This window comes from Geobacillus sp. B4113_201601 (assembly GCF_001587475.1).
Lineage (GTDB): Bacteria > Bacillota > Bacilli > Bacillales > Anoxybacillaceae > Geobacillus > Geobacillus icigianus.
Genome location: NZ_LQYX01000019.1, coordinates 43,637 through 57,375, shown reverse-complemented (window position 1 = coordinate 57,375; position 13,739 = coordinate 43,637). Strand labels below are relative to the sequence as shown.

Annotated in this window: 13 protein-coding genes; 10 read left to right on the top strand and 3 right to left on the bottom strand. The window is 54.1% G+C overall.

The genetic code is table 11. The features are described 5' to 3' along the window. The first annotated feature begins 78 nt into the window (after positions 1–78). The 7 genes from B4113_RS03000 to B4113_RS02970 all read left to right on the top strand — a co-directional run bounded on the left by B4113_RS03000 (position 79) and on the right by B4113_RS02970 (position 7,736). Complete coding sequence (locus B4113_RS03000; RefSeq protein ID WP_033018943.1) at positions 79–879, top strand: pyruvate, water dikinase regulatory protein; 801 nt, start codon at positions 79–81, stop codon at positions 877–879. A gap of 878 nt (positions 880–1,757) precedes the next feature. Further along, a complete protein-coding gene (gene dnaG, locus B4113_RS02995) occupies positions 1,758–3,557 on the top strand; it encodes a DNA primase (protein ID WP_033018945.1) in 1,800 nt (599 codons plus the stop codon). 33 nt (positions 3,558–3,590) lie between these two features. Further along, complete coding sequence (rpoD, locus tag B4113_RS02990) at positions 3,591–4,718, top strand: RNA polymerase sigma factor RpoD (RefSeq protein ID WP_033018947.1); 1,128 nt, start codon at positions 3,591–3,593, stop codon at positions 4,716–4,718. A 76-nt stretch (positions 4,719–4,794) separates the two neighbouring features. After that, positions 4,795–5,310 carry a hypothetical protein gene (locus tag B4113_RS02985; protein ID WP_033018948.1) on the top strand — a complete coding sequence of 172 codons (516 nt, stop codon included), beginning with the start codon at positions 4,795–4,797 and terminating at the stop codon, positions 5,308–5,310. Between the two features lie 109 nt (positions 5,311–5,419). Beyond that, entirely contained in the window at positions 5,420–5,782 is a 363-nt protein-coding gene (cccA, locus tag B4113_RS02980) for a cytochrome c550 (protein WP_033018950.1), read from the top strand. Positions 5,783–5,913: 131 nt separating this feature from the next. Beyond that, positions 5,914–6,618 carry a tRNA (adenine(22)-N(1))-methyltransferase TrmK gene (locus B4113_RS02975; RefSeq protein WP_033018951.1) on the top strand — a complete coding sequence of 235 codons (705 nt, stop codon included), beginning with the start codon at positions 5,914–5,916 and terminating at the stop codon, positions 6,616–6,618. Beyond that, positions 6,615–7,736 carry a Nif3-like dinuclear metal center hexameric protein gene (locus B4113_RS02970; RefSeq protein WP_033018952.1) on the top strand — a complete coding sequence of 374 codons (1,122 nt, stop codon included), beginning with the start codon at positions 6,615–6,617 and terminating at the stop codon, positions 7,734–7,736. The genes B4113_RS02975 and B4113_RS02970 overlap by 4 nt, the downstream gene beginning before the upstream one ends. A 71-nt stretch (positions 7,737–7,807) precedes the next feature. Here the strand turns inward: B4113_RS02970 and B4113_RS02965 are convergent, their stop codons facing one another. Together B4113_RS02965 and B4113_RS02960 are read right to left on the bottom strand one after the other, a co-directional pair. Beyond that, positions 7,808–8,758: a 4-hydroxy-3-methylbut-2-enyl diphosphate reductase gene (locus tag B4113_RS02965; protein ID WP_033018953.1), complete on the bottom strand. Its 951-nt coding sequence runs from the start codon at positions 8,756–8,758 to the stop codon at positions 7,808–7,810. 520 nt (positions 8,759–9,278) lie between these two features. After that, positions 9,279–9,818, bottom strand: a complete 540-nt coding sequence (locus B4113_RS02960; protein ID WP_231559846.1) for a YqfQ family protein — start codon at positions 9,816–9,818, stop codon at positions 9,279–9,281. 178 nt (positions 9,819–9,996) lie between these two features. On the opposite strand from B4113_RS02960, the gene B4113_RS02955 reads away from it, so the two are divergent. Together B4113_RS02955 and B4113_RS02950 are read left to right on the top strand one after the other, a co-directional pair. Continuing rightward, the gene (locus B4113_RS02955; protein WP_033018954.1) at positions 9,997–11,307 is read left to right on the top strand and encodes a DEAD/DEAH box helicase; all 1,311 of its coding nucleotides are present in this window, start codon (positions 9,997–9,999) and stop codon (positions 11,305–11,307) included. 32 nt (positions 11,308–11,339) lie between these two features. Next, positions 11,340–12,239 carry a deoxyribonuclease IV gene (locus tag B4113_RS02950; protein WP_033018955.1) on the top strand — a complete coding sequence of 300 codons (900 nt, stop codon included), beginning with the start codon at positions 11,340–11,342 and terminating at the stop codon, positions 12,237–12,239. 21 nt (positions 12,240–12,260) lie between these two features. On the opposite strand, the gene B4113_RS02945 is transcribed toward B4113_RS02950, so the two are convergent. Further along, positions 12,261–12,521: a DUF2624 domain-containing protein gene (locus B4113_RS02945; protein ID WP_033018956.1), complete on the bottom strand. Its 261-nt coding sequence runs from the start codon at positions 12,519–12,521 to the stop codon at positions 12,261–12,263. A 324-nt stretch (positions 12,522–12,845) separates the two neighbouring features. Here B4113_RS02945 and B4113_RS02940 point away from each other — a divergent pair, with 324 nt between their 5' ends. Continuing rightward, positions 12,846–13,727 carry a YitT family protein gene (locus tag B4113_RS02940; RefSeq protein ID WP_033019010.1) on the top strand — a complete coding sequence of 294 codons (882 nt, stop codon included), beginning with the start codon at positions 12,846–12,848 and terminating at the stop codon, positions 13,725–13,727. The last annotated feature ends 12 nt before the right edge of the window (positions 13,728–13,739 follow it).

Sequence of the window (13,739 nt, the reverse complement as noted above, 5' to 3'; positions counted from 1 at the left end):
TGTCGAAAAATATTTTTTGGACACCCCTGAGGGGCCGAAAAGCCTTGATAAATCAACATTTCTAGAGGGAGGAGAACCATGAACCAGCGCCTCGTTTACGTCGTATCCGACTCCGGCGGGGAAACGGCCGAGCTTGTCGTCAAAGCGGCGGCGAGCCAGTTTTACGCCTCTTCCATCCAAGTGAAGCGCGTGCCGTATGTCGAGGATAAAACGACGCTCGCGGAAGTTGTCGCCTTGGCGAAAATGAACCGCGCCATTATCGCGTTTACGCTCGTCGTTCCGGAGATGCGCGAATTTTTGCTCGCCGAAGCGGCGCGCGAAGGGGTCGTCGCCTACGATATCATCGGTCCGCTCATTGAAAAGATGAGCGGTTTGTTCGGGTTGACGCCTAGGTACGAGCCGGGCCAGGTGCGCGTGCTTGATGAAGATTACTTCAAAAAAATCGAGGCGATCGAATTTGCGGTCAAATACGATGACGGCCGCGATCCGCGCGGCATTTTGCGCGCCGACATTGTGCTCATCGGCGTGTCGCGCACATCGAAAACGCCGCTGTCGCAATATTTGGCCCACAAGCGGCTGAAAGTGGCGAACGTGCCGATCGTTCCAGAGGTCGAGCCGCCGGAGCAGCTGTTTCAAGTCGGGGCGGACAAATGTTTCGGCTTGAAAATCAGCCCGGACAAACTGCTGTCCATCCGCCGCGAGCGGCTGAAATCGCTCGGTTTGAACGACCAAGCCATTTATGCGAACATGGACCGGATTAAAGAAGAGCTCGCCTATTTTGATGAGGTCGTGAAAAAAATCGGTTGCGATGTCATTGATGTGACGAACAAAGCAGTAGAGGAAACGGCAAGCATCATTCTAAAAACGTTCAAGCGTTAACAGCTCGCCATCCGCACGATTTCCTGTCGGTGATCGTGCGTTTTTTTATGGCATCTTTTCAACGCTTGTATTATAATAAAAAATTGCGAGAAAAAATGGCTCGTCGAGGTTTAGAGCGAGGATGAGACGAGTAAACTATTGATAGCTGTTTGTCAAGGGAAACCGACAAAAGATTTTCGACAAAGTTGTCGATGGTTCGCCAAAAAAAGCAGGATTTTTTGACGGGGGTGTAGAATAGTAGGGGGGAAGCCGACCCTTGTTCGCCTCCGGCTGTCCGGTGTCCCAAAAACGAAAAGAAAAAAGGGCTCTTCACCAAAAGTTGCACTTGGTTTTTCCATTACACATCTTGCTTATGCATCCACGAAAGAACAGGAAACCAATCATGTTTTGCTTACACCTGTTCGAAAAGTGCACCATCTGTCAAGTACACGTTGTGGTGATGAACCGAAAAAAGTGAAATTTTCTTTTTCTTGCTGAAATATAATATATCGAGTACATCGTTGGGCTGCGCCGCTGCCGTCGGCGCGCCCTTGGCAGTCTAGGGCGGTCGGCCGGGCTCATTCACTTGGCGGGCAAGGGGCGAACCTAGGGGGCTGGTGATTTGGTGCAAAATACTACTGATTCCATACATTTCTCAGTTAGAGAAACCTTGCAGAATCAGTTTTCTTTTCGGTGAAAATGCCGAACTGACGCAGGATTTTCATCCCCGGGTGGAGGGCAGATCACGCTATCCATGGACTTTTTCTGAATGAAAATGCTGCTGATCGGTGTGTGACATCGGTTTTTCACCGGCCTTCCAGAGATGTTGAAAAAATTTGTCGAAACAAAAAGGGAAATCGGCTTGCCGCCGAGAATAAATACGATGCGAGGTTGTTCGTATGGGACATCGCATTCCCGAAGAGACGATTGAGGCCATTCGCCGAGGTGTTGATATCGTGGATGTCATCGGCGAGTACGTGCAGTTAAAAAAGCAAGGTCGCAACTATTTTGGCTTATGCCCGTTTCACGGGGAGAAGACGCCGTCGTTTTCCGTTTCCCCGGAAAAACAAATTTTCCACTGCTTCGGTTGCGGGGCAGGCGGAAACGTCTTTACGTTTTTAATGGACATCGAGGGCCTTTCGTTTGTGGAAGCGGCGAAACGGCTTGCCGTCAAGGCTGGTGTTGATTTGTCCTCCTATGATGAGAACGTTGGCGAAGGGGCGGACGGCCCGGCTAGCGAAGCGAAGGCGATGATGGAAGCACACGCGCTGTTGAAGCGCTTTTACCATCATTTGCTTGTCCATACAAAAGAAGGACAAGCCGCGCTCGACGCTTTACAAGCGCGCGGATGGACGATGGACACGATCGAGCGGTTTGAGATCGGCTATGCGCCCGATGTGCCTGACGCAGCCGCCAAGCTGCTCGAAAGCCGCGCTTTTTCGCTCGTATTGATGGAAAAGGCGGGCCTGTTGCTGAAACGAGAAGACGGGCGGTATGTCGACCGTTTCCGGAATCGGGTGATGTTTCCGATTCATGACCATCGGGGCGCAACGGTCGGGTTTTCCGGCCGCTCGCTTGGAGAAGGGCAGCCAAAGTACATCAATAGCCCGGAAACGCCGATTTTCCGCAAAGGGACGCTTTTCTATTTCTTTCACGAGGCGCGTGTGCCGATTCGAAAGCGCCAAGAAGCGCTGCTTGTGGAAGGGTTTGCCGATGTCATTTCCGCCGTGCAGGCGGGCGTTGATTACGTGGTGGCGGCGATGGGAACGTCGCTCACCGAGGAGCAGGCTCGCCTGTTGCGCCGCCATGCGGAGACGGTCACGATTTGCTATGACGGCGACCGCGCTGGAATGGACGCGGCTTGGCGGGCCGCCGAACAGCTGAGCGCGCTCGGCTGCCAAATCAAGGTGGCCTCGCTTCCGGATGGGCTTGATCCGGATGAATATATACGCGTTTACGGCGCGGACCGCTTCGTTGGCGAAATCGCCGCCGCAAGGCCGCTGATGGCGTTTAAACTGGAGCGGCTGCGGCACGGCAAAAACTTGCAGGAAGAAGGCGATCGGCTCCGTTATATCGAGGAGGCGCTCCGGGAAATCAGCAAGCTGTCAAGCCCGGTCGAAAAAGATTATTACGTGCGCCAGCTCGCGGAGGAGTTTTCGTTGTCGCTGTCTGCGCTTTACGAGCAGCTCTCCCACCATAAGCGCGAGCAGCCTAAGCCGCCGGAAGCCGACGCTGGCCGGACGGAGGCGCGGCCGGCGCTGGCGAAAAAACTGCTGCCCGCCTTTCAAAACGCCGAGCGTCTGCTGCTTGCCCATATGATGCGGAGCCGCGACGTGGCGCTCATCGTGCAAGAGCAGGTCGGCGGACGGTTTAATCTCGAGGAGCATCAAGCGCTGGCCGCTTACATTTACGCCTTTTACGAGGAAGGGCACGAGGCCGACCCAAGCGCCATTTTGTCCCGGCTGCCGGGCGAATTGCGGCCGCTCGCAAGCGAACTGTCGCTTTTGCCGGTGGCCGATGAGGTTTCGGAGCGCGAGCTTGCCGATTGCATTCGGCATGTGTTGAATCGCCCGAAATGGTTAATGCTAAAGGAAAAAGAGCAAGAACAAACGGAAGCGGAGCGAAGAAAAGATTTTTTGACAGCCGCCCGCATCGCCAAAGAAATGATTGAAATGAAAAAAATGTTATCTTCTTCATAACATGTGGTATGAGTTTTTAAAGGAGGTAATGAAATGGCTGAAAAACCAGCCCAATCCAAACAGGCTGAAGCTGCCGGCGAATCGCTCGAGCAAGTCAAAGAGCAGCTCGCTGAGCTGGGGAAAAAGCGGGGCATTCTCACCTACGAGGAGATTGCTGAGCGGCTGTCCGGATTCGATTTGGACTCCGACCAGATGGACGAATATTATGAATACCTTGCTGACCAAGGCATTGAAGTCATCAGCGAATCTGGGTTGGAGGCGGACCCGGATCTTGACGAGCTGGAGAAAGAGGAGGAGTTTGATTTAAACGATTTGTCCGTTCCCCCTGGCGTCAAAATCAACGACCCGGTGCGCATGTATTTAAAAGAAATCGGCCGCGTTCCCCTTTTGTCAGCCGAAGAGGAAATCGAGCTGGCCAAGCGGATCGAGCAAGGCGATGAGGAAGCGAAGCGCCGGTTGACAGAAGCCAACCTCCGCCTTGTCGTCAGCATCGCCAAACGGTATGTCGGCCGCGGTATGCTCTTTCTCGATCTGATCCAAGAAGGGAACATGGGCTTAATCAAGGCGGTCGAAAAGTTTGACTACCGAAAAGGCTATAAATTCAGCACGTACGCGACTTGGTGGATCCGGCAAGCCATCACGAGGGCGATCGCCGATCAGGCGCGAACGATCCGCATCCCCGTTCATATGGTGGAAACGATCAATAAATTGATTCGCGTCCAACGGCAGCTGCTGCAAGATCTCGGCCGCGAACCAACGCCGGAAGAAATCGCCGAAGAAATGGATTTGACGCCGGAGAAAGTGCGGGAAATTTTAAAAATCGCCCAAGAGCCCGTGTCGCTGGAAACGCCGATCGGTGAAGAGGACGACTCGCATCTTGGCGACTTCATCGAAGACCAAGACGCCACCTCGCCCTCGGAACACGCCGCTTACGAGCTGTTAAAAGAGCAGCTGGAAGATGTGCTCGACACGTTGACCGACCGCGAGGAAAACGTGCTCCGTCTCCGCTTTGGTCTTGACGACGGAAGGACGCGAACGCTCGAAGAAGTCGGCAAAGTGTTCGGTGTGACGCGCGAGCGTATCCGGCAAATCGAAGCGAAAGCGTTGCGCAAGCTGCGTCATCCAAGCCGCAGCAAACGGTTGAAAGACTTTTTGGAATGACCGGTTTTTTCGATAGTTTACTTCTTCATGAAGTAAACTATTTTTTTCTCTCATGTTTAAGAAAGGTGAGCGACCGATGAATCGGCAACGACGGGAAATCATTATCCGAGAAATTGAATATTGGAAACGCTCGCGGCTTTTGCCGGAACAGTATTGCGATTACTTGCTGGCGCTCTACACCGAAGGCGGCGTTCGCCCGCGCGGTCGCCAATGGCGCAGCTCGCTCGCCGTCGCTCTTTGTCTTCTCCTTCCAGCTGCTGCTCTTGTCATTTATTTTACTGAATTGTCATTCGTTTTGCAAACGCTCCTTTTTGCCCTTTTTTTGGCGATCTGTCTTTTTCTCGGTTGGCGATGGCGGCGCGAGCGTCTGCTGTTCCATGTTCCGCTCATCGCCGGCGCTTGGCTGCTGCTCGTTGCGTCCGTTGCCGGGAGCGAACGGTATTTTCCCGGGCAAGGGGGAATGCTGGCGGCTGTTGTGCTTGGAAACTGCGCGCTCTGGCTGGGGGTCGGGCGGTTGTTTCGCATCCCTTATCTGTCGGTTGCCGCCGCGCTTGGCGCGCTGCTTGTCGTCGTGATCGCTTGGTGGCGCTGAATGTGGGCCGTTTTCCTTTTCAAAACTTAGGGCTTTTCCTTGTCCCGCATTTACAGTAAAATAAAATTGTTTGCAGCGCTTTTCATCATACATATAGGGAGGGAAAAAGATGAACCGCAATCCGCTCATCCCGTTTTTCATCATCATGGCGTTCGGGATTGTGCTGACGTTCGTCTTGTCGTTTAAAGGGCTAGGCGATGCAAAGGAGATGGCGAAAGAGAAAAAAGGCGGCGAAAAAACAGAGCAAACGGCTGAATTCAATCCGGAGCAGTTTTTCAAACAAACGTGCGCCGGCTGTCACGGGCAAAACTATGAAGGTGGTGTAGGGCCGTCCTTAAAAGGAGTCGGCGGCCGGTTGTCGACCGATCAGATTAAAGCGGTTTTGCAAAATGGACGCGGCCAGATGCCGCCAGGACTTGTGCCACCTGAACATATCGATGCCATGGCCAAATGGCTGTCCGGCCTGAAATAATGGCGATTGCATCCCTTTGCTTTTGGCAAAGGGATCTTTGCTTTGTACAATAAAAGCACAAGGAATGGAAGGGAGGGAAACGCAGCCCGCCATCGCGGAAAGATGGTGGAGAGCCGGTTGCATCGAAAGCCATGAATGAATATCGTCTATCCAAACGGCTGGAAACGGTCGCTTCCTTCATTCCAAGGGGGGCGGTGCTTGCCGATATTGGTTCGGATCATGCCTATTTGCCTTGCTACGCTTGTTTGCACGGCTATGCGACCAAGGCCGTTGCCGGCGAGGTGGCGGATGGGCCGCTGCGCTCAGCCCGGCAGCAGGTGGAAACGTGCGGCCTTTCTGACCGGATTTCGGTGCGCAAGGGCGACGGTCTTTCGGTCATTGCTCCCCGCGAAGTCGATTGCATTACGATCGCCGGCATGGGCGGAGCGTTGATCGCTCGCATTTTGTCCGACGGAAAAGAAAAGCTTTCCGGCGTGAAGCGGCTTATTTTGCAGCCGAACGTCGGCGCTGAACGAGTTCGCCGCTGGCTGCTCGAACATGATTGGGAGTTGATCGCCGAGCGCATTTTGGAAGAGGACGGGCACATTTATGAAGTGTTGGTCGCTGAACGCGGCGAGGCCGAGCGGCCATACCGCCATTTGGAAGCCGAACTGCTGCTCGGGCCATTTTTGCTTCGGGAAAACAATGACGTGTTTCGGGAAAAATGGCAACAGGAGCTTCGCCATTGGAAGCAAATCGCCGCTGATTTGGCGGCCAACGGGCAAAGCGAAGCAGCGGCAAGGAAACGGCGCGAACTGGAGCGAAAAATTCGTTTGGTCGAGGAGGTGCTGCCATGAGTCGTGTTCCGTACGGCTACGAAATCGTTCAGCTCATCGAGCAGCTGGCCCCGAAACAGCTGGCGATGAAGGACGATCCGATCGGCTTGCAAATCGGCACGCTCAACAAGCCGGTCAAAAAAGTGATGGTTGCCTTGGATGTGCTCGAAGAAGTCGTGGCTGAAGCCGCGAACGAGCAGGTCGATTTAATCATTGCCCATCATCCGCCGCTTTATCGCCCGCTCAAGCGGCTGCTGACCGATGACGGGCATGGGCGGATGATCGCCGCCTGTCTCAACCATGATATTGCCGTGTACGCTGCCCATACGAATTTGGACGTGGCCGCTGGCGGTGTGAACGATTGGCTCGCCGAGGCGCTCGGTCTCCACCATCCGACCGTGTTGGTGCCGACCTATATCGAGCCGCTCAAAAAACTCGTCGTGTACGTGCCGGTGACGCACGCTGAAGCGGTGCGCAAGGCGATAGGCGATGCCGGCGCCGGCCATATCGGCCGTTACAGCCATTGCACATTCAACAGCCGCGGCATCGGGACGTTTTTGCCGGAGGAAGGGGCTCAGCCGTTTATTGGGGCGCAAGGGCGGCTTGAGGAAGTCGAAGAAGTGCGCATCGAAACGATTGTGCCGGCTGCGTTGGAACGGGAAGTGGTACAGGCGATGCTGGCCGTTCACCCGTACGAGGAAGTCGCGTACGATCTTTACCCGCTTGACAATGAAGGCCGTCGCTTTGGGCTTGGCCGCATCGGCCGCCTGCCGCAGCCGATGACGCTGCGCGCATTGGCTGAGCGGGTAAAGACGGTGTTTTCGGTTCCGGCGGTGCGCGTTGTCGGCCGGCTTGACGATGTCGTGCAAACGGTCGCAGTGCTCGGCGGGGATGGGAATAAGTTTGTTGCCGCCGCCGCATCGGCCGGGGCGGACGTATACGTGACAGGGGACGTATATTACCACACCGCCCATGACGCCCAAGCGCTCGGCCTTCGCCTCATTGATCCCGGACATCATATCGAAAACATCATGAAAGAAGGTGTAGCTCGATACTTGACCGCCGAGCTCGCCAAACGTCAATGGGACGTGGAAGTGTTCGCTTCTCGCGTTCACACCGATCCGTTTCAGTTCGTATGAACGGCCGATAAAAAGGCTGTCTTGGACGCGCGGTTTTCTCGCTTGTCCAAGGCAGCCTTTTCAAACAGCGGTTACTGTTCTTTTTTTGTTTTCACTTTCGGCAAGATTTTTTGCAGCGGCACTTTCCGTTCCCGTTTCCATGTCGATGGGTCGTTCGGGTCAAACTGCTCCAAAAAGTCGATCACTTCTTTCGTAATCGGCGTCGGAGTGGAAGCGCCGGCGGTGACGGCGACTTTTTTCGCCGTTTTAATCCAGTCGATGTCGATCTCGGTCACATCGGCGACGCGATACGCTTTCGTGCCGGCGATTTCTTCCGACACTTGGGCAAGGCGGTTCGAGTTGTTGCTGCGCGGATCGCCGACAACGATCGTCACATCGGCTTCTTTGGCCTGTTCGGCGACCGCTTCTTGCCGGAGTTGGGTCGCGAGACAAATTTCTTTATGCATTTCCACATGAGGATATTTCTCTTTCACTTTCGCCATGATGTCGGCGACGTCCCATTGGCTCATCGTCGTTTGGTTCGTCACCATCAGGCGTTCGTTGGCAAGCGACAGCCGTTCGACATCTTCGACCGTTTCAACGAGATGGATGCGTTTCGGGTTGATGCCGACCGCCCCCTCCGGCTCCGGATGCCCTTTTTTGCCGATATAGATGATATCGTAGCCGTCGGCGAGCTTTTGTTCGATAAGCTGATGGGTTTTCGTCACATCCGGGCAGGTGGCGTCAATCGTGACGAGCCCTTTTTCCAGCGCTCGTTTTTTTACTTCCGGCGACACGCCATGGGCTGTGAAAATGACCGTGCCGTGGTCGATTTTTTCTAAAATTTCCAATCGATTTTCCCCATCTAGCGTGATGATCCCTTCTTCGGCAAACGCGTCTGTGACGTGTTTATTGTGAACGATCATGCCAAGAATATAAATCGGACGCGGCAATGACGCATCCAGCGCCGCGTTGCGGGCGATGACCATGGCGTCGACGACTCCGTAACAATACCCGCGCGGGGTAATTTTAATCACTTCCATTGCATTCCCTCCCTGCCGCCGGTCATGCGGCGGTTGTTCATCTTCATTATATCGGAGGGCGGGAAGGAAGACAAAGAATAACCGCCCCATGGTGCCGACCTTGGGGCGGATCGAGGTTAGATATTCGATTTTGGCATCAAGGTCGGAAGCGGCCTGCTTCTTTGATTTGCCACTTTTCTAGGAGGGCGGTGATTTAGTACAAAATACTGCAATTCCATCTATTTATCAGTTAGAAAAGCCTAGCGAAATCAGCCTTCTTTTTTGGCGATATGTCGCTGATTTGCTCGTGGCAGCCGTTTTTCATCGGCCCTCTAGGAGGACGGCGATTTCGTGTCAACTTCTGCTGATTCCATTCGTTTCTCAATTAGAGAAGCCTAGCGGAATCAACTTTCTTTTCTGAATGAACATGCCGTCGATCGGGGTGTGGCAGCGGTTTTTCACCCCCCTTCTAGGTTCGCTATCCAATGTTGGCGCCGAGGGGGTTCCCCGTTTGCGATGGTTCAGCTGAAAATGGATCAGTTTAGATATACAATTTTGGTGTCGAGGGCCGCGGCGCGGTTGATGGCGGCCGTTTTTGCGGCTCATCGTCCGCCGCCTTGGGGACGGGGCGCTTTTTTTGTTTCGCTGCCGCCGGTTTTGGCGCGCTGTCTTTTGTCGCGCTCTCCGTCTTGGCCTCGCTTTCGTCTTCAGCGGCCGGCTTCAGCTCCCGAAAAATGCGGATCATGGCCGGAAGATTGCGGATGAGCGGACCGTATTGCTGGACCATCGGCATCACGTTTTGGGCGATGCCGAGCATTTTTTGCACGTTGTTCAACATGCCGATCAATCCGCCGCCCGTGTTGGTCGCTGCCGCTGTAGGGGCGGTGCCTGGCAGCGTTGGCAGCCCCCACAAAGACGAAGAAACAGTCGGCGTCTGTGCGCGCGAAAAGAGGCGGGTCAATAGGTTGCCGGGGCCGTTCGGGCGAAGCGGCGCCGCTGGCATCCGGGTGAAAGGGAACGGCGGCCCGCCGGCAAACGGGGACGGCATTACCGGGGGGCGTCCGTATCTCATGGCTGTCATGTCGGTCTCCTCCTTTCAATCTCAATCGTGCGGATGAACAAATGTCCTCGTTCTAACCTATGCGCGCGGGAAAGGAAAGGTTTTTCGTTGACTACCCCTTGAGTTGCGGCCGGCGGCAGACATTCGCTATAATGGTGAAGCGAACAAAGGGCGTACGCAAAGAAGGGAGTGATGTGAAATGGCCGAGACACTATTTTCCCGTTTCCCGTTTCAGCCGTTTCTGATCGAAGCGATCAACGCGCTTCGCTTTTATCAGCCGACGGAAATTCAAGAGCGCGTGATTCCCAAGGTATTGCGCGGCGAAAGCATGGTCGGACAGTCGCAAACCGGAACGGGGAAAACGCACGCCTATTTATTGCCGATCATAGAGAAGATCGACCCGAAGCGCGCCGAGGTGCAAGCGGTGATCACCGCACCGACCCGCGAGCTGGCGACGCAAATTTACCACGAAACGCTGAAAATAACAAAGTTTTGTCCAAAAGATCGCATGATTGTCGCCCGCTGTCTCATCGGGGGGACGGATAAACAAAAAGCGCTCGAAAAGCTTCATGTGCCTCCGCATATCGTCATCGGTACGCCGGGCCGCATCAACGATTTTATTCGCGAACAGGCGCTTGATGTGCACACCGCTCGCATCCTTGTGGTCGACGAGGCGGATTTGATGCTCGATCTCGGGTTTCTCGTCGACGTCGATCAAATTGCCGCGCGGATGCCGAAAGAGCTGCAAATGCTCGTCTTTTCGGCGACGATCCCGGAAAAGCTGCGACCGTTTTTGAAAAAATATATGGAAAATCCAACCTTTGTCCATGTCGCTCCGAAGCAGGTTGCCAACGAGCAGATCGAACACGTGCTCATTCCGCTGCGCGGACGGGACAAGGTAACGCTTCTTTATGACGTATTGGTCAGCTCCAATCCGTATTTGGCCATCGTGTTTGCCAATACGCGAAAGATGGCGGATGACATCGCCGACCGTCTCGCGGAACAAGGGCTGAAAGTAGGCGTCCTCCATGGGGATTTGACGCCGCGCGAACGGAAAAAGATGATGAGCCAAATCCGTGACTTAGCGTTTCAGTACGTCGTCGCCACCGACCTAGCAGCGCGCGGCATTGATATCGAAGGCGTCAGCCACGTCATCAATTATGAGCTGCCGGAGGACTTGTCGTTTTATATCCATCGAGCTGGGCGGACGGCGCGCGCCGGTTATAGCGGGGTGGCGATGACGATTTATGAGCCGTCCGATCAAGACGCCATCGCCCGGTTGGAAAAAATGGGTATCGCCTTTGTCCATCGCGATCTCGTGCGCGGGGAGTGGAAGGAGCTGCCCCCATGGAATCGGCGGAGCAAGCGGGCGGACGAAAAGCGCGATGAGCTGGCGCTGCTTGTTGACAAGATGAAAAAAGCGAAGCGAGTCAAGCCCGGCTATAAGAAAAAGCTGCGCGCCGAGCTAGAGAAGAAAAGGAAGCGGTTGGGGCGCTTCAAACAGTCATAGCCGGCGCGGACAGAAAAGGGAGAGAATGACAAATGGTAAAAATCGGATCACACGTGTCCATGAGCGGAAAAAAAATGTTGCTTGCCGCCAGTGAGGAGGCGGCATCGTATGGCGCGAACACGTTTATGATTTACACCGGAGCGCCGCAAAACACAAGGCGCAAAGCGATTGAAGAGCTCAATATCGAAGCCGGGCGCGCGCACATGAAAGCGCACGGCATTGAGGACATTGTCGTCCATGCTCCGTATATTATCAACATTGGCAATACGGTCAATGCCGATACGTTTGCGCTCGGTGTTGAGTTTTTGCGCGCCGAGATCGAGCGGACGGAAGCCATCGGCGCAAAACAGCTCGTCCTCCATCCGGGCGCCCACGTCGGCGCTGGCGTGGAAGCCGGGCTTCGGCAAATCATCCGCGGGCTGAACGAAGTGTTGACGCGCGAGCAGACGGTGGAGATCGCCCTTGAAACGATGGCCGGCAAAGGGTCGGAATGCGGGCGCACGTTTGAGGAGCTCGCTTATATTATTGACGGCGTCACGCACAATGACAAACTGTCTGTCTGCTTTGACACGTGCCATACGCATGACGCCGGCTACGACATCGTCAACGATTTCGACGGCGTTCTGGCTGAGTTTGATCGGATCATCGGACTGGAGCGGCTCAAAGTGCTGCACATCAATGACAGCAAAAACCCGCGCGGAAGCCAAAAAGACCGCCACGAAAACATCGGTTTTGGCTACATCGGGTTTGCCGCGCTCAACTACATCGTCCATCATCCGCAGCTTTCCTCGATTCCGAAAATTTTAGAGACGCCTTACGTCGGCGAAGATAAAACCAACAAAAAGCCACCGTACAAGCATGAAATCGCCATGCTGCGCACACAGGCATTCGATGCCCAGCTTCTTGAAAAAATCATGGCTGAAGGGCAATAAAAAAGGGCGTTTCGCCCTTTTTTACTTTTTTTTCATAAATTGCAAAAATAGTTCGTTCGCTTTCCTAGCGATCTCGGGTGACGTAATTTTGGCCAACTCGCGCACCCACTTTTTCCGTTCTTGCGGGTCAAAGACGTTAATGTCATTCGTGCGGGCGAGATCGAGAATGGTTTGCGCTTGTTTGATCGTAATCGCCAAACCGTAACGATGGCTGTAGGCAACGAGCTCCTCAGGAGTGATCGTTTTCAGCTTTTGCCTGACAAGTTGGTGATACACATTCATCGCAGCCGCCTCCTTGCTTCTGCTCCCATCATATGACGTGAATGGAAAAGACGTGTATGGTATAATAAAAAAGGTTCTTCTTCAGCGCCGGTGCCTTGAAGGCTGGTGAAAAACCGCTGCTTCGCTTCATCAATGGGAGAGCGAGTGAAAAACAGGACCGATGCAGCAAGATGTTTCGAATTGAGAAATGACATGGTAAAGCCGCATCGACGAGTCCATCACCAGCCTCCTAGCAAACGGGAAGGGAAGCCCGACGTCCTCAAGCGTTTGACGATGCGCACAGCCCGGGTCATTTACACAGAACAGAAAGGATGGGAGAGAAGTTTGGGAGTCAAACAACATAAAAAAGAACCGTTCGGCCACGTGATGTATCGGGTGCTGATGATCGCTATCGGCGCCTCTTTGGCGGCGTTTGCCATTGAGCGGCTGCTCGTTCCGAACAAAATGATTGATGGCGGCATTATCGGTGTCTCGCTGATTTTGGATTATGTCATTCCGGACGAATGGCGGCTGCTGAATTTCGCCACGCTTGTCATCCTCTTGAACGCCCCGTTTATGTATTTCGGCTACAAGCAAATCGGCAAAACGTTCATGTTATCGACCATTTTGGGCGTCTTTGTTCTCGGCGCCACGGAACGGCTGTTTCATCATTTTTCCCCGCTGACGACCGAGCCGATTTTGGCGACCGTGTTCGGCGGTTTGGCGCTCGGGCTTGGCGTCGGGCTCGTCATCCGCCACGGAGGATCACTCGATGGAACGGAAATTTTGGGCATCCTCTTGACGAAAAAGATCCCGTTTTCTGTCGGCGAATTCGTCATGTTTGTCAATGTGTTTATTTTCGGGTGGGCGGCGTTTGTGCTCGGGATTGAATCGGCGATGTATTCGGTGATGACGTATTACATCGCTTCGAAAACGATCGATGCGGTGATCGAAGGGCTTGATGAAACAAGGGCGGCTTTTATTGTCACCGACTATTATGAAGAAATTTCCGACGCCATTTTGCATCGCTTGGGTCGCGGGACGACGAAGCTGATCGGCAAAGGTGGCTATACGGACGAGCAAAAAGAGATTATTTACGCGGTCGTGACTCGGCTCGAGGTAAGCAAGCTAAAGGCGATTGTCAATGAAATCGATCCCAACGCCTTCATCACCATTATGGCGACGCATGAAGTGCGCGGCGCTCGTTTCAAATCGGCGATTCATTGAGTTTACAAACGC